This window comes from Bradyrhizobium sp. URHC0002 (genome assembly GCF_054059515.1).
Genome location: NZ_JBSSCF010000001.1, coordinates 3793247 through 3812881, shown reverse-complemented (window position 1 = coordinate 3812881; position 19635 = coordinate 3793247). Strand labels below are relative to the sequence as shown.

Below are 19635 nucleotides of genomic sequence, written 5' to 3'. Positions count from 1 at the left end.
GATCATAATCCGAGAAAGGCGCGCTTGAGATCGGCGTTGGAACGAATATCGGCGGCGCTGCCCGACATCACAAAGCTGCCGTTTTCGAGAACATAGGCGCGGCGAACGATATCGAGGCTCTGGACGACGTTCTGCTCGACCAGCAGCACCGCGAGGCCCTCCCTGTTGAGTCGCAGGATCATGGCGAACATTTCCTCGACCAATAACGGCGAAAGACCGAGCGAAGGCTCGTCCAGGATCAGTAGCTTGGGCTCCGCCATCAGGCCGCGGCCGATCGCCAGCATCTGCTGCTCGCCGCCCGAAAGCGTGCCGGCGCGCTGCGCCGCGCGTTCGCGCAGCCGGGGAAACATCGAAAAAACCCGCTTGCGGTTCGTATCGCGCTGCGCCGACGCTCGGCGATAGCTGCCGAGATCGAGATTTTCGGCGACCGACAGATTGGGAAAAATGCGGCGGCCTTCCGGAACATGCACCAGGCCGGCGGCGACGATCTCGGCCGGATCGGCGTTTTGGATAGGGCGGCCATCGAACTCGATTGAACCCTGGCGCGCGGCAACCAGCCCGGAAATCGTCATGTTGAGCGTGGATTTTCCGGCGCCATTGGAGCCGAGCACGGCCACGATGTCACCGGCGCCGACCATGAGATCGATGCCACGCAGGATTTCAACCTCGCCGTAGCCGGCGTGCAGACCTCGCACGCTGAGCAGCGCCCTATCGGCCATGGGCGCCTCCCGCAAGCCTGGCCGCGGCGCCGGCGCCGAGATAGGCCTCGATCACCCTGGAATCGGCGACGATGGCAGCCGGCGGCCCCTGCGCGATGACGTGGCCTTCGACCAGCACGTAGATGTGCTCGGCGAGACTCATTACTGCCTGCATGACGTGCTCGATCATCATGACGGTCACGCCGCGTTCGCGAATGGCGCGGATGATCGGCACCATGTCGCGAATTTCCGACGGGTTGAGTCCGGCCAGCACCTCGTCGAGTAGCAGCAGCTTCGGCGACGTCGCCAGCGCGCGGGCAAGCTCCAGCCGTTTGCGGCCCGCCACGGTCAGGGTCGCGGCCGATTGTTGCAGGACATGTTCGAGCCCGACCAGCCTCGCGATCTCGTTGGCCGCGGCCAGCGCCGCGGCGCGTCCCGCGATATGCAGATGCGCGCCGACCGCGACGTTTTCCAGCACCGTGAGACCGGCGAACGGCTGCACGATCTGGAAGGTGCGCGCCATGCCCCGCATCGCCAGCCGATGCGCAGGCCAGCCGGTCACGTCGGAGCCGTTATAGAGGATACGCCCGCCGGTCGGCGTCTGGAAGCCGGAGATCATCGCGAACAAGGTGGTCTTGCCCGCGCCATTCGGCCCGATCACGGCGGTGATGCGGCCGGCGTCGACCGTGAGCGAGGCGTCGCGCACGGCCTGCAAGCCACCAAACCGCTTGGAGACGCCTTCGACCGCTAATATCCGATCATTCATGCGACGTGGACTCCCGCGTCGGGTTTTCGCGGCGGCGCCAGCCGTGTACGGACGGCAGCAACGACGCCGGCGAGCCCACGTGGCGCGAAGGCAACAACCACGATCAGAACGACACCGTAGATCACGAGATCAAGGCCCGGCGCATCCCCGGTCACAAGCTTGGCCGCTTCGCCGAGCGTCTTGATCAGGAGCGCGCCGAGCAACGGCCCGAACACGGTCCCGACCCCGCCGATGATCGGCGCCAGCAGTGCCTCGACGGAAATCCATGGACCGTAGGCGATCGGAGCATCAATAAACAAAAAATACTGCGCGTAAAAGCAGCCGGCGGCCGCCGCCATCGCCGCCGATACGGTCATCGCACCGAGCTTGACGCGGGTTGCATCGACGCCAAGCGCGCGTGCGGCATCTTCGTTTTCACGCACCGCCACGAGCTGCGCGCCGAAGCGCGATTGCGCGATCAAACGCGTAATGACGAGCGCGATGGCCACCAGCGCGAGGATGAACCAATAGAACGAAGCCCTGCTCGCAAACTGGAGTGCGCGCGGGCCAACATCGAGTTTGATCAGCGTACCGACGCCGGCGCCGGTGATCGGCGCCACGCTGGCGATGATGCGCAGCACCTCGGCGAAAGCCAGCGTAACCAGCGCGAAGTAGGAGCCGCGCAGCCCGGAACGGAAGGTCAGCACGCCGATGACGGCGCCAACGCCGGCGCCCGCCGCGATGCCCGCGGCGAAAGCCGGCCACGCATTGAACCCATAGCGTGTCTGCAGGATCGCGGTGGCGTAGGCGCCGGTGCCGAAAAACGCCGCGTGGCCGAAGGAATATTGGCCGCCATAGCCGCCGAGGATATTCCAACCCTGCCCGGCCAACGTCAGCAGCAGCGCCATCACCAGGAAATTCATCACCACGTTGGAATCGATCATGAGCGGAATGCAGGCCAGCGCAGCGACCGCGGCGACAATTGGAAAAAAGCCGCTGCCGTTCACGCGCGTTCTCCCAACAAGCCGCTCGGGCGAAACAGAAGCACCAGGATGAACATCAGGAAAATGCCGATCTGGCCGAGGGATTCACCGAGATAAAGCCCGCACAGGCTCTCCACCACGCCGACGAACAGGCCGCCGAGCAGCGCGCCCGGGATCGAGCCCATGCCGCCCAGCACGACGGTCGTGAACGCAATCAGCACGAAGGCATTGCCGACATGCGGGTTGACGTAATAGGTCGGAATCAGCAGGCAGGCAGCGATGGCGACGCAGGCGGTTCCCAACCCGAAAGTCACCGCGTAGATGTGGGCGACGTCGACGCCGCACAGCTGCGCGCCGAGTTTCTCCTTTGCCGCCGCGCGAATGGCCTTGCCGGTATCGGTCCGGCCAAGCAGCAGCCACAGCAGCAGCGCGACGATGACGGCACCGCCAAATCCGACAATGCGCGGCGCTGAAATGAACATGCCGGCAACCGGCACCACGGCAAAGCCGTAGGACACGTCGATCGTTCTTGTATCGCCGCGAAACGCAAACAGCAGCGCATTTTCGATGATGACGGAAAGCCCAAGCGTCACAAGCAGGATGTTGCCGTCATTGCCATGCGACGCGGGACCGATCACGAAGCGCTGCAACCCATAGCCGAGCGCGAAAAATGCCGGGGTCAGGACCAGTACGGCGAGATAAGGATCGATCCCCAGCGTCTTATGCAGGAAGAATGCCGCGAACAGCGCCGCCGTCAGCAGCGCGCCGTGGGCAAAGTTGATGATGTGCAGCACGCCATAGACCAGCGTCAAGCCAAGCGCGATCAGCGCGTACAGCGCGCCGGTCAGCACGCCGTTGACGACAGCGGGAAGCAGGATACTCAAATGCACAGGTGCTGTCCGGCCGACACCGGCGCTTCGATCAGCGTCATGTCAGGTCCGTGGCATCGGATAGACCGGCTTGGCCGATGCAAAGGCCTCGGGCAGCACGACCTGGATGTCACCGTCGATGACCTGGGTATTTGCAGGGGCCGCGCCCTGGTTCTGACCATTGACGAATTTGGTCGGCGCATACGGCATCACGTGGCCGGCAAAGGTGGAGTTGCCGAGCGCCTCGATGATCTTGGCGCGGTCGGACGATTTCGCCCGCTCGATGGCATCCGCGAGCAGCAGTGTCGCGGAGTAGTTCATATAGACCTCGTAGGTGAAGAACTGGCCCTGCGCTTCGACCTTCTTCTTCAGCGCCTGCGCCTTCGGGTTTCGTGGATCGAACCAGTGGTTGCAGTCCATGATGTACTGGGCTGCTTCCGGGAATTCCTTGACGAATTTGTAGGACGAGGCCGCACCGCCGAGGATCGAGTAGATCGCCGCCTTCGGCCGGACCCGCTGTTGCTGCATGGTGCGGGCGAGCAGCACATATTCATTATAATAGTTGGCAGGTATGACGATGTCCGGGTTGGCTGCCTTGATCTTGAGCACGACGTTGTTGAAGTCCCGGGTCGGCGTCGGATGCGGGATGGTCTCCAGCACCTCGAAGCCTTGCGGTGGAAGCTGTTCGTTGAGCAGTTTTGCCAAACCCGATCCAAAGGCGGAATCCTCGTGCACGATCATCACGGTTTTGGCAGGCTTGCCGGCCTTTTCGTTGATGGCGATCAGATTTGCCAGCGCGGTCTTGGCAATCACGCCGAAGCCGGGGCCGAATCGAAAAGTATTCTTCAGGCCGCGGGTGACGATCGCGTCGGTGACGCCGACGTCCACGACGTAGGGCAAGTCGTAACGCGCCGCGGTCTGGGTGGTGGCAAGACAGATGCCGCTGGCGTATCCGCCGACGATGGCGCAGACGCCGGCCGAATTCATCTTCTCGACCTCGGCATTGCCGCCATCGGGGGTGGATTGCGCGTCGCCGAGCATCGGTTCGATTTTTCCGACCTCCTTGATGCCGCCGGCAGCGTTGATCTCGTCGACCGCGATCGAGGCGCCGAGCCGGCCCTGCTGGCCGGAATAGGCCAGCGCGCCCGATACCGGTTGCAGGAAGCCGATCTTTACGGCTCCGCTTTGCGCGCGCAGAACAGAGGGTGCCGCCAGCACGCCACTGGCGGCCGCGGCAGCCGTGAACGCCGTTGTCTGCAGAAGTTTGCGGCGGGTAACGCTGTTGTCGTTGCTTGGCATGGTGGTGCCCCCTGTGACCTAGATGAATCGAATAGCGTTCGACGATTTCGATTTTCCCGCCGGTTTGCGCGCGGCGGGCGGTGAAGCGGACCAGCTCCGTTTTCTGGCCGCCCCGGAGCGGACCAGGTCGAATTCGAAACTGTAACGGTCGGGCCGGTACAAAGCATACAAATGTTCGACGCCGCGTCCGTCCCGGTCATAGACGGTGCGTACCAGTTCGATCAACGGCGATCCGGTCTCGATACCAAGAGCGCGGGCAACGTCCGGCGCAGCAAGCGCGGCGGAAATCCGCTGCGTCGCGCGCTCGACCTTGACGCCCGACCGTTCGAGCAGTTCTAGCAACGGCCGGTCGCCCAGTTCCTTGGCGTTGAACGTGACGCCGATGCGCTCCGGCACATGCGCCAGCAGATAGGAAAACGGCAACCCATCGGCCGAGCGGACACGGACCGAACGCTGCAGCAATTCATGCCCGCCGGCGCCGAGCGCCTCCGCTGCAGGACCGCTGGCCTGCACGTAGCCGAACGACAGCAATTTCACTCCGGTGCTGCGGCCCATGTCGGCGAGGTTCGCCAGCACACCAGAAATGTCGGCCATCATCCGGGCCGGTGGCGCCCGGTAGACGACACGGGTGCCGGCACTGCGGCGTCGCTCGATCAGATGCTCGCGCTGTAGCTCGCCCAAGGCGCGGCGTACGGTGACGCGCGATACGGCGTGCGCCAGCGCCAGGTCGTTTTCAGTGGGCAGCCTTGCGCCGAAACCCATGGCCCCGCTCATGATGCGGTCGCGCAAAACCAGGTAGACCTGGCGTGCCTTGGCTTCCTGCAACCGGTCCGCCACCAAAAAACTCCCTGCAAAGGCGCTGGCCAGGGCGAAATGCCTTGGCTTTACTTGGTATTATTTAGCATACAATATAGCGCTCCCACTGCAATGGGCTCGAGCCCGAAATAGCCGCATGACCACGCCACTGACATTGTTCGACAAGCTCTGGGCCCGGCACGAGATCGTGCAGCGCGACGGCGAGTCGCTGCTTTGGGTCGATCGACATTATGTGCATGAAGGCTCGTTCCACGCTTTCAGCCGCCTGGCGGAGCGCGGCGCCACGGTGGCCGAGCCGGAGCTGACGTTCGGCGTCGCCGACCATTACGTGCCGACGCGCCGCCGTGGCGAGCCGATCGCCAATCCCGAAATCGCGCGCATGGTCAGCCAGCTGGACAAGAACGCGGCCGATCAACACATCACCTTGTTCGGGCTCAACGACCGCCGCCAGGGCATCGTGCATGTGGTCGGCCCGGAATTGGGGCTGACGCTGCCGGGCCTGCTGATCGTTTGCGGCGATAGCCACACCTCGACCCATGGCGCCTTCGGCGCGTTTGCGTTCGGCATCGGCGCCTCGGAAGTGGCCCATGTGCTGATGACGCAGACGCTGTGGCAGAAAAAGCCCAAGAGCATGCGCATCACGGCCGACGGCGAACTTGCCGAAGGCCTCGGCGCCAAGGACCTCGCGCTCGCGATCATCGCCAAGATCGGAGCCGACGGCGCCGCCGGCCACGCCATCGAATTCGCCGGTTCCGCGGTTGGCGCGCTCTCGATGGAGGGGCGCATGACCCTGTGCAACATGGCGATCGAGGCCGGCGGCCGCTGCGGCATGGTCGCTCCCGATACGACGACATTCGCCTATCTCGGGGGACGCGAGTTCGCGCCGAAGGACGGCACGCTCGACCAGGCGATGGACGATTGGAGCCAGCTGAAATCCGATCCCGGCGCGCAGTTCGACCGCGAAGTGTCGATCGACGCGACGGCGATTGCGCCGTTCGTCACCTGGGGCACCAGCCCGGAAGACGCGCTGCCGATCGACGGCAACGTTCCCGACCCCGCACGCGCGCAAAATCCGGAACGCGCGAAATATATCCAGGGCGCCGTCGACTATATGGGGCTGGAGCCCGGCAAGAAGCTCACCGAGATCCCTATCGACCGGGTGTTCATCGGCTCCTGCACCAATGCGCGCATTGAGGATCTGCGCTCGGCGGCGGCCATTCTCGCTCATCGCGTCAGCAAGGTGCCTGGCCTGGTGTCGCCGGGCTCGTCCAGCGTCAAGCGACAGGCAGAACAAGAAGGCCTCGACCGGGTATTTCGCGACGCCGGATTGGAATGGGCGGATTCCGGTTGTTCGATGTGCGTCGGAATCAACGGCGACTTGGTCGCCGCCGGCGAACGCTGCGCCTCGACCACCAATCGGAATTTTCGCGGACGCCAGGGCGTCGGCGCGCGCACCCATATCATGTCGCCGGCGATGGTGGCCGCCGCCGCGGTCTGCGGTCATCTGGCCGATATCCGATCGCTGCCGGCGCGCAAGGACTGAAGGAGAGGCGATGGAAAAATTCACCCGCGTTACGGCCGCGGCCTGTCCACTCCCGGCTGAAAATATCGACACAGACCAGATCCTGCCGGCGCGTTATCTCAAGCTGCCGCGCAAGGGCGAACACGGCAAGGTCCTGTTTCACGATTTGCGCTTCGACGCCGCCGGCAACGAACGACCGGACTTCCCGCTCAATCGGCCTGGCTGGCGTGACGCAGGGATTATCGTGGCCGGGCGCAATTTCGGCGGCGGCTCCTCGCGCGAAGCCGCGGTCTATGCGCTTTACGACTATGGCATCCGCTGTGTGATCGCACCGTCGTTCGGGGATATCTTTTCGCAGAACGCGACCAAGAACGGATTGCTGACCGCAGTCGCAAGCGAAGCCGAGACCGGCGCGCTGATGACGGCGTTGATGCGCGGAGCAGCGCCGGCGGTCACGGTCGATCTCGAATCGCAATCGATCGTGTGCGGCGAATGGCGATGTCGATTTGCGATCGACCCCGCGCGCCGAACCCGGCTGCTGAACGGCTGGGACGACTTGGATGTCACGATTTCATTTCGCGAGCAGATCAGTACGTTCAAGGCCGCCGACCGCAAGGCTCGGCCCTGGGCGGTTCCCTCGCGGGCGCCGTAGTGGCCTGAGGCGGCGGTGCTAAAGCTCGAAGCGCGAACGAAACTGTAAAATGAGCTGTAAAACGGTTCGCGGCCTTGCAGCAGCTGACGGCTAAGTCCTTGCAAGGGTGGTGGGCGCACCAGGGCTCGAACCTGGGACCCGATGATTAAGAGACATCCGCAAGCTGCTTTGATTCAATACGTATTCCGACCTGTTCACGTTTTGAGCAGCATTGAGATCACTATGGAATTTTCCTTTGTCGGAATACAAGGAAGTCGTGAAAGAGTGATCGAATTGAACCGGGGAGCTGGGGGAGTCGAGAGACCGCTACCGCCATTACCACACGGCGCAAATCTACGAATTTTCTTCGATCGTCCGCCTCGGAGCCATGACCTCCGACAGCAACCTATTGCAGACCAGCCTGACAGAACTTGAACGGCAGTTTGTCCAAAAACGCTTGACCGAAGAGCAATCAAATCTGGAGAGCTTGGCCACCTCCCTCCTTTCGCGAGCCGAAAGCCGGTCCTCCGGACAGCCGCTTGGCTTAGGCGGTCTGGGCCCGCGCATTGCAACCAATATTCCTGGTTGGCGTCAGCAAATATGACATAGCTTGCATTGCGGTCGTGATGCGCGTCGCGCTCTACGTCACGGTTCGGTTGACCTGCATACTGCTTTCCGCTGGATACCTGATAGCTCTATCGTGGTAGTGGCCTGATTTGGCATTTCCCTCCAGTGGTCAGTTTTGACCAGCGCTTTCCGTTCGTAGAGCGCACACTCAACCCATCACCGCCCCGGGCATTTATCGGTGATGAGAACGCTCGGTCGCGCTCCCGCCTTCCTCAGGAAAGGAAAGGCGCGCATATGACTTGGCCTCTTAAACACATTGCGCGGCAGGACTGGACGCACGCGCTCGCCATGGCAGCCAACATAGCCTTAGCGGGCGGCGCGATCTGCATTCTGCTGTTCGCGATGTAGACCCCGCCCCTCCATGGAGAGCTTCGAATTTCCTTCCGGGAACATTGGCGACGCGGACGGCTTGGACTTGTTGGTGCTTCGATAGCCCGGCGAGCTCAGCCATCTCTTGTCGGGTGGGGGGACGAAAGCAAAGTATGGTCGCTCTCACTTTGCTTTGCAGAATTATCCGGGCGCCCACGATGCCCTCCGGTCGCCCTCGCTCCATTTTCGTCGCAGGTTGCGACGAAATTCTCTCGGTGATCCTGACCCACTCCGCCACCTGCTCGTCGCGCTCCAGCTTGGCGAGTTCGGGCGCGGTGCAAGAAAAAGCCCTGCGCTTGGGCGGCTTGGGCGATCGCAGTCACAATCTGTGCGGCCGGATGCGTTGCGGTTCGATCGGGGATGGCCGCAGCAGGCTCACACGAGTTGCATCGAATGCCGGCCTAACTCTCAAAGCTATAAATGATGAGCGTAGGTTGAACGCTCAGACCATTTCCTATCGCATGGCGGCAACACCGCCGCGGTTTCCATCGCGGAACGGAAAACCGGACTCCTCAAGCATTATGGTTTGGATCAGTCTTTAGAAACCGGAGCCGGCGGCTCGTCATTTCATCATGGATTGGAATATTGCCCGGCTAAAGCCGCAGTGCGCCAATGCCTGCGGCTATTTATTGTCTAGCGTTACTGTCCTCGCTTCAAAATCAAAACGGCCCTGGCGCTCTTGCCACACCAGAGCCGCACCCCGGGCTCGGTCACGGGTTTTCCTCCGGCCGGATATCTAAACCGGAAGCCTGAATCGACTCCAGCAAAGCTACATCGTTCCAGAAGTCGGCCAAGCTCCGCTCGACGCTATTCTTGCGTCGCCGTTTAGGAGCTTTGGGACACCTTGAGCGTTGAAGTCTTTACCCGGGGCAGGATCGCGAAGGCTGGGAGTTTCGGATTGTGAGCGTTATTCCTCTCGACCTGCAAAGAAAGTTCGAGCAGCGGTGGGCCGCCAGGTTTTTGCGGCCACCGCCGCCTCGAGCGCAGCGGCCTGAAAGCCAGAGTAAGCAGCTTGCCGCAACCAAAATCAAAAGAAAACTCGCCAGGTTGAAGCGGCGGGTTTAGGGCATTACCGACGGGTGTGGGCGCGGAACCGAAGCCCCGCGCCCTTGTTCGCGGCAGCCGTCGGGCATGAACCTGTCCCAGCCCGCAACCGCCGAAGCGAGCATTGATCGCCAGCGGCCCTAGCTTTTCGAACGCGCGCACCTGGGAACCGGTTAGGTCACAGAAATGGCCCCAGCTCGGGGCTCAAAGCTGAGGCCATTCTCTGGGAGGAACGGTGCAGGCCCCTCCACGGCGCCCCGTTCAAAGCAAAGCCAGCATGTTTCGATGACTGAAGCTGTTCAATATTGATCATCAGAAAAATAATCTGGGGCCTATTCTGCCTTCATACCGGAGAATGGCACCGTGAAGCTGAGGAATACGGCAGCGACCAGCGCGAGATTATCAAGAAGCTTCGCAAGCATCTCAGTTGAAATAGCCGCCTCAGTTGGCGGCCCGCACACGACGTTGCCGGGGCAACACACGTCGGGCCATTGCCACTCGTCACGCATCCCGCCTTTAGGAACGGGCACGCACTGCCCACGTTGATGGAAGCGCCACGCCCCTCCGCATGGCGCATTGGAATGACGGCCCCAGCGTTCTGTCCCCCACGAGCTGGGGCCGTTTCTTATGCTGATACCAGCAGAGGCGCCAGATCGGGAAAAATAGGCAATCAATAGGAACGCGGGGCTGCGAGCGGAGTCGATTCTCAGCTTCCGGTTTTTGCCCCCGAAGAATCCCGCCGGAAGAAAAGCTCGGGGTTGGCGGCCCCAGCTGTCGGTTGAGATAGCTGGGGCCATTTTCCTTCAGAATGGCAAGTCGACCACCAGATGTTACGCCACGAGCAAGTAGGCCAAGCGTATAGGGTCGTGCCATGACCGTGCTCATCTACATTGATACGAAGAGGAAAACGGTCCTGAAGGCGTTGCGTTCGAATATCAGATTTTGGAATGAAAGCGGCCGCCAGCTGAGTTGGCATGCTTTGCTAATGGCGTCTCTTGGAGTGCCGCAGCATTGGCTAATTTATCGTATTCGAGGGCGATTCGAAGCAGCCTGAATTTCTGCTTGTCATCAATCCAAACACGGTCAGCTTGTACCATCGTTGCTGCCGCCCGGTCGCGCCAGTACTTCGAAGTCAATTTTGTGGGGGGATCGATCTGTTCGAAACGCCAGCGTGCCTGCATGACGCGCTCTTTCCGCTAGAGGAAGGCGGGAGCGCATACGGCGTTCTCAGCACCGACAAATGCCCAGAACCGCTCGGTGATGCCGCTTAACATTCAGGAAGCTGATCCGTTCCAAAGTGGCTTGGTCTATGAACCGTGGCCTTCAGAAAACGCTTTGGGCTTCCGGTTCTAAAGCCCCCAAGCCCCCATCGGAAGAAAGGCGGGCCCGGCTTTTCCCAATTAGCCCGGGCCGTCGCTCATTCAAAAGCCGCCAGCGTGACCCGGCGAGCTCTCCATCTTGGCGTCGGCCGACGCAGCGCTAGTCGCTGCTAGCTTGACGAGTATGGTGCCCTTGCTGCACCCACCTCAGCACATCCTCAAGCCATACGTCCGGCCCGGGATAGATCCGCATATTGGAACGAACCGGCTCCAGGTTAGTGCCGGGCGTTTGCTTGATGGCCCTCATCGCAGAGCGGATAAGCCGAGCTGTATATCCTCAAATCGCTCAATCTCGGCCTGCCTCTCGTGATCGAGTTGACCGACGAGCGTGTTCAACTCATCGAGCGCGCGCGCGAGCTGCACGAGCGCTCCGGCCGCGCTGATTGCTTGCGTAAATCCGATTTGCGTTTCGATCGAAAGCCGCCACTCGTCTAACAGTCTAGCGGCGAATTCCCTTTTTTCCTTGAGGTCGATGTCCTTCTCCCGGCTCCAGCTCCCGGAATTCCGCTTCCGAGGCGCTAAGTGCATCCCATATCGTGAGCAGTTGCTCTGACACGGAGCCGACTGGATCAGCCACGGCAGTAGCAGTCGGCGAGCCCATTCCGGGAGGTCGGATAAAACAACGGCCCTTTTCTATTCAGCGACAAGGCCACGCCCGCGGAATACACCGCCGGCTTGAGCTTGCGCTATCTCGCGGCTGGCTCAAATTGCATGAGAGCGGCACGTTCGTGAGGCTCACGCAAAATGGCGCGGACATGTTCGCTTAACGCACCCCTGTGCGTGTCGGGGATCGTTGGCGATCACTCCGCTCGTATTGGGTTCTTCCATTCCGTTGGCATGTTGGCACTCCCACGGCATGCCAACGCCGCATTGACAGCCAAGCTTCAGACCAAGCTCTGTTTGGATGGGTCTCGCAAACCCAGCCGATGCCAAAACAAACCTTGCACACAGATCAAGCACGTCGTGTCCGCGAAATTCTTTCGCCGCGAAGGTACTTCACGCCTTCGATGGTGAGCTTGTGCGTATTGCCGATAAGCTAGACCCGATGGAGATGGAGATGGTGGAGCCGAACAAATGGACCGACAGCCCTCTCGCAAGTCCCATCTCCGAGACAGTCCTTAAACGAGCTGCGCAGCTGAGACCTTTGGACAGAGAAAGTGCGCGGGCCTGGCTCCAAAGATCGCCAGCATACCGCGCGCCCATGACGGCCCCCTTAGAGGGATACGGCCGGCTATGCCGCTTTCTGATGATGAAGTCGTTCGTATGCGGTGATGGCGCGGTTTGAAAGCATTAGTGTACGCCGCTCACCGCTGAGGATTTGCGTCTGAATGTTCCGAAGGAGAAATTCGGCCGCTTGTTGTTGGTCGAATATTTCGCCCGACGCGCCAAGGAAGTCCCAGGCGATTTGGAGCGAGGTTTCAACGAGGCTCGGTAACGGTTGTGCCATGCGCTCTCAACGCCGGGCAGACCGCTCAGTTCCTCTTCAAGCCCTTGAATGAGCTGGCCCTCAAAAGGCCCTCGGAGGTGATGTGCGATATTCGATATCTGCGGTGAAAATAGGCTCAACCCACGTTGCTTTGGGTTTCTTGAGCGGCTTACTCAATTTACTCTTTGGACTCACGACGGTGTCGAGCGCCTTGCGGATCTGGCTTGACGTGGTGCGATTCCAGCCCGTCCCGACCTTACCTATGTAGATAGGGTCCTTCCCTTCCTTCTTGCCGAGGTAAAACGCGGCTACGCCCGTGGGATCCTTGATGAACCCGATAACCGGAAATTTTCCCGTCATCACGGTTTTGATTTTGAGCCCGGCCTCAGTCCGCTCATCGGTACGGCGCGTCCGCCGGCTTGGAGATGATGCCTTCCCAGTTCAGCCTGGCGGCGTGCTCAAATATCTCCTGTCCGTCTCCGGTCAGATGCTCTGAGTAGAGTATCGGCAGTTCAATGTTCTAGCAGCGCTTGCTTGCGCTCAATTTGAAGGACAGCACGAAGATCTCCGTTACGCCACAGAAGGTCGAAGGCGTAGTAGACCAACCGGTGCTGGGGAAACGTGGTCCTTCCTGACACCAACCATGCTGCGCTGTTCCTTCACCGCTCCTCGTCCGGATGCACCCACTTGTAAGGCGTGATCACACGCGCCTCCGTCAGTTTGATCATCCGTACCGGCGGCGCCGAGCGACCTTTCCGACATGACCTGCACTTCAGTGAGGCTTCCAGCTTCCATATGGGCGTGTCCCGCGGCCGACGGATGGTATCGAGCGGCAGGCTCGCGCGGGTCTTGCAGCGATTGCACTCGACCTCGAGCCAGCCCAGACCGCCATTGAGGCATTGCCCGATCGTCGGTGACGGCTGTGCGGGCCCGCCGTATCCCTCCATGCGAACTGACCAAGCTTCAGCCTCCGCTCTATCAGCTTCCCGACTGGCCTTCTGCGCGGCTTCCCGGGCGCCTTGGGCGCGTATCTCAGCGCCCAGGATGCGGCCGCCCCAGATTACTTCTCGGCTTTTAGTGCTCATGCCGAGCATTCCAGTCCGCTTTCCTGGCCTTTGCAAATGCCCCTAGAACGGCGCGGCCTACATTCCTTTGGTCAATGCGACGATTCGGAACGAATCGTCGGAGGTCGGCTTGACTCCCCATTCTGTAGCGTAGAGTTGCTTGAATGCGTAAGCCCAACTGGACGCCTTCCCCACTGCCCATGCGCGCGTGGTGTGACGGATGATCCACCAGGTTTCTGTCGGCACTAATGATATCAAGCGGGCGCGAGCGTTCTATGAACCGCTTGTCGCTCATCGGCTTTCGTCTTTTGAAATCATCGGACAAAGCAGTCCATTTTGGATCGTCCGATATCATGTTCAGCCTGGAATGCCGATCAATGGCTTGCCCGCCACTCCCGGCAATGGCGTCCACGTCGCATTTCAGGCCCCTGACCGGCAAACCATCGGACGCTTTCCACGAAGCCGCCATTGCCAATAGTGCAACCGACGAAGGAACGCCCGGCATTCGAGAAACTACAACGCTAACTATTATGGAGCGTTTGTCCGAGATCCTGATGGAAACAAGATTGGAGGCCGTTACCTTCACGGCAAGGGAAACATTCTAAATTCCACGCAAAGGACTCGAACCACCGTTCATCCAACGGAACTTTGCCGAGGAGGCGCGGTTTTCTCGTTGGGCACAAACGAGGAAAGACCGATGACCAGCAAAACAATTGCGTTAGTTACGGCATTCGTGCTGTCAAGCACCATGGCGCTCGCCCAGCCAAGTCAAGGCAAGGCCGGGGCGGACAACGGTCCGACGAGCAATGCGCCTACTACCTCTGGCAACATCAACCAAGACACCCCCGTTGGTGCGGCGAAAAAGAGCAAGACCACAAAAATGCAAAAAAGCACAACCGGAAGCTCCAAAGATGCGAGCACTCAGGGCGCCGGTACGGCTGGCGCGGCGCAAAAGAAGGGCGATGCGACCACGCCCGGCGGCACCATGAAGCAGTAATGATCTGAACCAATGACTGACGTTCTGAGTCCAGTGCCTTTCGGTATTGCCCAAAGGCACACAAGACACCTTCCCTCGGCCCCAGCCTTTCCCAAGGCTGGGCCGTGCATGCTGGCGCGCTCCGATGAAAGACGCTTTCGACCAATGGTGGGAATGGGCTGACAAGCCGTTCTCGGACATGGCGACCATCCCGGCCGAAATACTCCAAGCTGTCATGGCTTTGCCGCCCGAGGATCGCCACGACCGCGCAAAAGTCAACGAAGCAGTGCGGCGGCATCGACGCGACGGGTGCCTAGGCGATCGAAGCAAATAGCCCTCGAGCTTCCAAATGTGCCGGCGCGCATTCTCTCGCGCGACGCAACATTGGCGGGACATCCGCGCACGCCACCCATTGTTCATTCGCTTAGCTGGGGCGCTATCGGAGGAACGAACTAATGGCTGACCGACGCAATCCGAATGATGCCCACCGTGCGGGCCGGAGTGAAGAGGAAATGCGACGTCGCGACGATGAACTGCAGGCCGATCCCCAACTCGCCGAAGGTCCGGCCACGCGGAAGGCTCGCAATGTATGCATCGCCATCGCTGTTGTGCTGGGTGCCGTGTTCTATGGCTTGAATAATAGCAGCGTGAACCAGACGGGCACCACGTCTCCCACCCAGGCCGCGCAGCAGACCCAGCCGGCCAACCCCGCGGCGCCATTGGGCACGCGTGACGTAACGCCGGGCGCCAACACGGAGCCCGGCACGACAACGGGCGCAGTCACGACCAACCGTCCGACGCCGCCGTCACCGAACCCCACAGGTACCGAACTCGATCACAGCAAGCAGTAACGGTCGATCCTCGAAACGACGGCAGCGCGCCTATGTCGCTACTTCTTGAGAATTCCCGTGTTGGTATTGCTTAGACTTTGCGTGGCACTGTTGGCGGTGGGAGTGTCGACGGCGTTGCTGCGGGATCCGGCCGCGGGCGCGCTGTTGGTCTGCGGGGCGCCCAGATTGTTTCCCGTCGTGCCGTGATTAAGGGCGTTTGAGGTGTTAGGACCCGGTGAACCTCCTGTCCCGCTGAGGGTGCTTCCGTTCGACAGCGAGGAGCCGGCGGCCGCGCCACCTGCACCAGCGGACGATCCAGCCGAGCTGCCACCCGAACTTTGTGCGAGAGCGCAAAAGCAGGTACCGAAATAGACGCTCAATATCAGTAAAGCGATCTTCATGCAATTCCTCCTCGGATGCGCGAGCCAGCGCGTGCTGCCAGCAATATTGAACCCAACCTCGCGTGCGAGGCTTCACGTTGTGAGTTAGCGAGCATCATCTTCGGAGAAAGCAGGACTGGCATTCGCCGCAGCTTTTGCCCGCGAGCGGAGAACAGCGACACGTCCGGCGACGCCACCTGCAGACCTCCTGAGCGCGGCCGATAGAGACGCGATAGATCGACCGGCAGCGCGCATTTCAATCAACCGGCGATCATCCTCCTCGGTCCAGGGCCTATTTTGTTGTGTCGGCACGATCACATGCCTTTTTAGCAGACCCGGGATTCTCAAGTGCGGGACGGACAATCATGCCGTAGGTTTGCATCACACGATCAATTGCTGGCACGTGATTTCTCCTAGTTCGCCGAAGAGGAACTCCCGAGGTAGGTTAGCAGTTCCGCCGAAGCTCGCTGCTGCAGGAAATCTTTGGCCGGGAACTACGTGCCGGGCTTCAACGATTTTGCGGAGTCCAAATGTTTCTGCAACGTATCGATCTGGCCTGAAGCATATTGTCCGGAAGCATCCTTGATCTTGGACGCCTTCTTGTACTCGGCGATATCTTTTTGATGGTCTGCGACCATGTGCGTTGCAAACATTTTGTCAAAGCCTACGCCGGACATTTTCGACATCTTGTTGAAGTCGGCTTTTTGCTTCGCATTAGGTCCGGTTGGTGGGTTCAGTCCCAAGTCCTTGGCGGCATCCAAAGCCTTCTGGTTGGCGGCGGCATGGTCTGTGGAAAGCATTTTGCCATACGACTTGACGCCATCGCTCTGGCCATTCTTCTGCGCAAGGTCTCCCATGCTGACTTCAGCGAAATTGCCCTCGATGGCCTTCTTGAGGAATGCATCGCTTAGCTTGTCTTTCGCAGATGCGCTGGCAATCGAGATTGCTATCAGGGTTGCTGTCCCAAGCGACAAAATTATTCTATTCATGGCGTTCTCCTACTCCAATTGGAAGGTCTATCCTTGAACACGCCATCAGTCGGAGAGGTTCCAATTGGAGAGATGCGCCTGCGTCGTCTTCCGTGCCAAGGAGCCCCCGCCGCAGCCTGCTTAAAAGCGAGAAGGGCTCCAGCGACGGGGCTGGGGCCCTTCTTGGGCTGAGGTAACGCACCCGCCCCGGCGGTTGACTGCCACAGGACCGTGAGGTTTTCGGACACTCCTACCTCAGATTAGGACACCAAAAAATACGATGCGCCGGCGACGATTCGCCGCTCGAAGCACTGCCTTGTCGTCCACTTCACTCCCGCCGATGCCCGTCGCAAGGTAGGTAGCGGGAACTGCGTCACCGCTTCGCGGACCCCGGTTCAGCTTGTCGGCGATGCTGACGGGCCAGCAGTCCGGCTGGTGTCACACTGGCCGCCGCTGTCTCCACCTTGTTCTTGAATCCGGTCACAATATCACCGTCGCCTCGCATCATCGCGTCGAAGCCGGTCTTCGCGACCATGGCGGCATCGTCCTTTTCGGCGGTGCCGATCTTGGTGTCCATCATATCGGCGCGCCGGAAAAATTCCGTCTCGGTAGCGCCGGGCATCAGACAGGTGACGCTGACTTCCGTGTCGCGCAGCTCCTCGCGCATAGCGAACGAAAACGAGTCAAGAAACGCCTTGGTGCCGCTGTAGGCAGCCTGGAAACTCCCGGGAATGAAACCCGCAATGGAGCCGGTGATAAGGATGCGCCCTGCATTGCGACCCCGCATGTCATTTCCGACCTTGTGGATCAGATAAAGTGTCCCGGTGACGTTGGTGTCGATCACATGTCGTATCTGCCCAAAATCCTGATCGAGGAAGGCACGGCCAAGCCCCCGCCCCGCGTTAGCGAGCAACGCGTCGACCGGCCGCCCGATCCGTTTTAATGCATCGTAGAGCTCGTCTACGCCCGCGATGGTCGACAGATCCGTCGGCTTCGACGGCAGCGCCGAGCCCGCGCAGGCTGGCCGCGGCGGTTTCGATTTGAGGTTCGTCCGCTGCGATCAGCAGATCGAAGTTGCTTTGGGCGCAACAACTGGCGAGTTCCAGGCCTATACCCGTGGATGCGCCGGTGACGATTGCGAATTGGCGGCTGTCAGACATAGCTCGCTCCGCGATACGATGGAATGCGCTGACAACCGCGGCCGGCACCGGACGTTCCTAGGCCGTTTCGGCGGATAGTTGGGCAGGTCGGTCAGCTTTAGCATAGACGATAACGGCTACTTTCGCTTGGGTCCGTAGCACCGACTATTAGAAATGATCGACGCCGAAGGTCGCAAGCCGTTCACCTGATCATCAACCCGGGGCTCGTCTTTCAGCCAAGGACGCGACAGCTGCGTCGGATGTCCGGCATTGAAGTTTTAAGCAACGGTACCTAGGGCGCCTTGCGTAACCTTTCGGACATTCTGCGGACTCAACGTCACCCCGCGCTCGTGTGCGTTCCACCACGCAGCTACAGCCGCGATGACCTCGTGCCATAGCGAAGTTGGCAAATCGGCGACTGCGATCCTGACCACGTAGCGATCCCGGATCCTATCCATTGACCACTCCGCCGCCCCAAAATCGAACCCGAAGCTTCCCGCGTGGCGAAGAGGTAAGCCTTTACGTCCCAAGTCCGCACAGAGTTCCGCTACGACGTCACGCGCCTTGATCTCATCCAGCGTCCCTGCAGGCGCCAAGGTGACGTATAGACCGTGCGCGAAATGGAGTTCGGCATATGATCCCGCAAGCGCCCCGGAAAAATAGCGCGTTGTCCGCCGGTTATTTCGCAGCATGGCGGCGACCCGCTTGTTGGTCAGCGAACGATAGGCCGGAGCTCCCACGTACGGCGGGAAATGAGCCGGCAACGCCGCGCCACCGAATAGTCTGACAGCGTTTCGCGTCTCTGTCTGGAGGGCTTGTAGGATTTGCTGCTTAGCGCCCTTGACGTGCAGGCTGTGGACGAAAGCGGCCGACCCAAGTCGGCCGTATTCGACGCCGAGAGAGTCGAGCTTCGTATGGCTGCGGAGCAACACAATCGGAATTGCTGCACTCCGGGCCCAGTTCAACACTCGAGATATCCGGCCTGAGCCGCTCGAAAAACAAGTCGTATCGAACACGATTAAATCGAGGCGCGCTTGGGCGCATTTGAGGATCGCCTCGAACGCGCCCGCCGAGGCACAGGAGTCCAGTAACAAAATCCGGGACCGCGACCCTCGAAAATCCTTGATTTCAGCAAGTTGCGTGCCAAGTTCGACCCGTCTCAGATGCCTCCCATGACCATCGATCAGCTCGGTCGTCTCACCGTAGGAGTTCGGCATAGTAACGATGTCTGCTTCGGACAAAACGGGAGCCGTGGCCATCAGCAGGGCTGCAATGGCAGCCATTCCCGAGGCCGTATAGACGGTCTCGCTGCTTAGTTGGTTCTCCAGCGCGTAGAATGATGGACCTTTCACTTCCAGGTCGGCGCGCTGATAGTCGTATTTGAATTCAAACGGGCCCGATCTCGGCCGGTTTGAATGCGTCCAGGCTGTTTCCGTCAGGACCCAATCATGAAGCGCGTGTTCGGCTTTAAGGGCTGCAGCAAGGTGAAATTTCTGTTCGATCACCTCGGCCACCGACCTAGGAAACCGGATGTTCAAAGGATCGCCGAGAAAGCTGCTCAGCAGTTCGAGTTCTTCCTTCTTTCTAGCAAAGTATGCTTCGACGGTTTCCATGACGGCCTCTTAACCGTCACATCAACGCGACATCCAAGAATTGGGTCCTAAAGGAAGTCGTCCGCGCTCGACGACGCTTTCGGGAAATCGGTTGCAAGGCCTCCTGTGATTTGTCGGAGAGCTGCAGAGCGTGCTCGACAATAGCCATCAGGAGGTACGGAACCCCTGCGGAGGGGTCCTGATGCTGCGGCGTCGTCACGTGAAGCACACAGCTTCATTGGAAGAGCGGATGGTAGCAGGGAACGTCATGGAGCTTA

At 60.5% G+C, this 19635-nt stretch carries 19 protein-coding genes and 1 pseudogene; 6 read left to right on the top strand and 14 right to left on the bottom strand.

Going from position 1 to position 19635, the window contains the following annotated elements; all coding sequences use genetic code 11:
• Positions 1–2: 2 nt before the first annotated feature.
• From ACVWVY_RS18520 to ACVWVY_RS18495, 6 genes are read right to left on the bottom strand one after another with little or no spacing between them, the layout of a single operon-like run.
• Positions 3–704 carry an ABC transporter ATP-binding protein gene (locus tag ACVWVY_RS18520; protein ID WP_456632244.1) on the bottom strand — a complete coding sequence of 234 codons (702 nt, stop codon included), beginning with the start codon at positions 702–704 and terminating at the stop codon, positions 3–5.
• Positions 705–708: 4 nt separating this feature from the next.
• Positions 709–1452 carry an ABC transporter ATP-binding protein gene (locus ACVWVY_RS18515; protein ID WP_456632243.1) on the bottom strand — a complete coding sequence of 248 codons (744 nt, stop codon included), beginning with the start codon at positions 1450–1452 and terminating at the stop codon, positions 709–711.
• A gap of 8 nt (positions 1453–1460) precedes the next feature.
• Positions 1461–2450, bottom strand: coding sequence for a branched-chain amino acid ABC transporter permease (locus ACVWVY_RS18510; protein WP_456627715.1), 990 nt, complete (start codon positions 2448–2450; stop codon positions 1461–1463).
• On the bottom strand, positions 2447–3316 hold the full coding sequence (locus ACVWVY_RS18505) for a branched-chain amino acid ABC transporter permease (protein WP_456627714.1): 870 nt from the start codon (positions 3314–3316) through the stop codon (positions 2447–2449). Before ACVWVY_RS18505 ends, ACVWVY_RS18510 begins: the two co-directional genes overlap by 4 nt.
• Before the next feature lie 42 nt (positions 3317–3358).
• Entirely contained in the window at positions 3359–4594 is a 1236-nt protein-coding gene (locus tag ACVWVY_RS18500) for an ABC transporter substrate-binding protein (protein ID WP_456627713.1), read from the bottom strand.
• A gap of 18 nt (positions 4595–4612) precedes the next feature.
• Positions 4613–5431 carry a GntR family transcriptional regulator gene (locus ACVWVY_RS18495; protein WP_456627712.1) on the bottom strand — a complete coding sequence of 273 codons (819 nt, stop codon included), beginning with the start codon at positions 5429–5431 and terminating at the stop codon, positions 4613–4615.
• 115 nt (positions 5432–5546) lie between these two features.
• Between ACVWVY_RS18495 and leuC the strand changes: the two genes are divergently transcribed.
• The gene (leuC, locus tag ACVWVY_RS18490; protein ID WP_456627711.1) at positions 5547–6953 is read left to right on the top strand and encodes a 3-isopropylmalate dehydratase large subunit; all 1407 of its coding nucleotides are present in this window, start codon (positions 5547–5549) and stop codon (positions 6951–6953) included.
• A 10-nt stretch (positions 6954–6963) separates the two neighbouring features.
• Positions 6964–7584 carry a 3-isopropylmalate dehydratase small subunit gene (gene leuD / locus ACVWVY_RS18485; protein ID WP_456627710.1) on the top strand — a complete coding sequence of 207 codons (621 nt, stop codon included), beginning with the start codon at positions 6964–6966 and terminating at the stop codon, positions 7582–7584.
• 2954 nt (positions 7585–10538) lie between these two features.
• On the opposite strand, the gene ACVWVY_RS18480 is transcribed toward leuD, so the two are convergent.
• The 4 genes from ACVWVY_RS18480 to ACVWVY_RS18465 form a co-directional block, all read right to left on the bottom strand.
• Complete coding sequence (locus ACVWVY_RS18480; RefSeq protein WP_456627709.1) at positions 10539–10784, bottom strand: hypothetical protein; 246 nt, start codon at positions 10782–10784, stop codon at positions 10539–10541.
• A gap of 1429 nt (positions 10785–12213) precedes the next feature.
• A complete protein-coding gene (locus ACVWVY_RS18475) occupies positions 12214–12429 on the bottom strand; it encodes a hypothetical protein (protein WP_456627708.1) in 216 nt (71 codons plus the stop codon).
• A 60-nt stretch (positions 12430–12489) separates the two neighbouring features.
• Positions 12490–12768, bottom strand: coding sequence for an ATP dependent DNA ligase (locus tag ACVWVY_RS18470; protein ID WP_456627707.1), 279 nt, complete (start codon positions 12766–12768; stop codon positions 12490–12492).
• Positions 12769–13067: 299 nt separating this feature from the next.
• Positions 13068–13493, bottom strand: a complete 426-nt coding sequence (locus tag ACVWVY_RS18465; RefSeq protein WP_456627706.1) for a hypothetical protein — start codon at positions 13491–13493, stop codon at positions 13068–13070.
• 254 nt (positions 13494–13747) lie between these two features.
• Here ACVWVY_RS18465 and ACVWVY_RS18460 point away from each other — a divergent pair, with 254 nt between their 5' ends.
• The 4 genes from ACVWVY_RS18460 to ACVWVY_RS18445 all read left to right on the top strand — a co-directional run bounded on the left by ACVWVY_RS18460 (position 13748) and on the right by ACVWVY_RS18445 (position 15299).
• Positions 13748–14077: a hypothetical protein gene (locus ACVWVY_RS18460; protein ID WP_456627705.1), complete on the top strand. Its 330-nt coding sequence runs from the start codon at positions 13748–13750 to the stop codon at positions 14075–14077.
• A 92-nt stretch (positions 14078–14169) separates the two neighbouring features.
• On the top strand, positions 14170–14469 hold the full coding sequence (locus tag ACVWVY_RS18455) for a hypothetical protein (protein WP_456627704.1): 300 nt from the start codon (positions 14170–14172) through the stop codon (positions 14467–14469).
• Between the two features lie 124 nt (positions 14470–14593).
• The gene (locus ACVWVY_RS18450) at positions 14594–14782 is read left to right on the top strand and encodes a hypothetical protein (protein ID WP_456627703.1); all 189 of its coding nucleotides are present in this window, start codon (positions 14594–14596) and stop codon (positions 14780–14782) included.
• Positions 14783–14960: 178 nt separating this feature from the next.
• Complete coding sequence (locus ACVWVY_RS18445) at positions 14961–15299, top strand: hypothetical protein (RefSeq protein WP_456627702.1); 339 nt, start codon at positions 14961–14963, stop codon at positions 15297–15299.
• Between the two features lie 38 nt (positions 15300–15337).
• On the opposite strand, the gene ACVWVY_RS18440 is transcribed toward ACVWVY_RS18445, so the two are convergent.
• The 4 genes and pseudogenes from ACVWVY_RS18440 to ACVWVY_RS18425 form a co-directional block, all read right to left on the bottom strand.
• Entirely contained in the window at positions 15338–15679 is a 342-nt protein-coding gene (locus tag ACVWVY_RS18440; RefSeq protein ID WP_456627701.1) for a hypothetical protein, read from the bottom strand.
• 473 nt (positions 15680–16152) lie between these two features.
• A complete protein-coding gene (locus ACVWVY_RS18435) occupies positions 16153–16647 on the bottom strand; it encodes a DUF4142 domain-containing protein (RefSeq protein ID WP_456627700.1) in 495 nt (164 codons plus the stop codon).
• A 352-nt stretch (positions 16648–16999) separates the two neighbouring features.
• Positions 17000–17786, bottom strand: a pseudogene (locus tag ACVWVY_RS18430) (SDR family NAD(P)-dependent oxidoreductase).
• 257 nt (positions 17787–18043) lie between these two features.
• Positions 18044–19378 (bottom strand): hypothetical protein, encoded by a 1335-nt coding sequence (locus ACVWVY_RS18425; protein WP_456627699.1) that lies wholly within the window; start codon positions 19376–19378, stop codon positions 18044–18046.
• Positions 19379–19635: the final 257 nt, after the last annotated feature.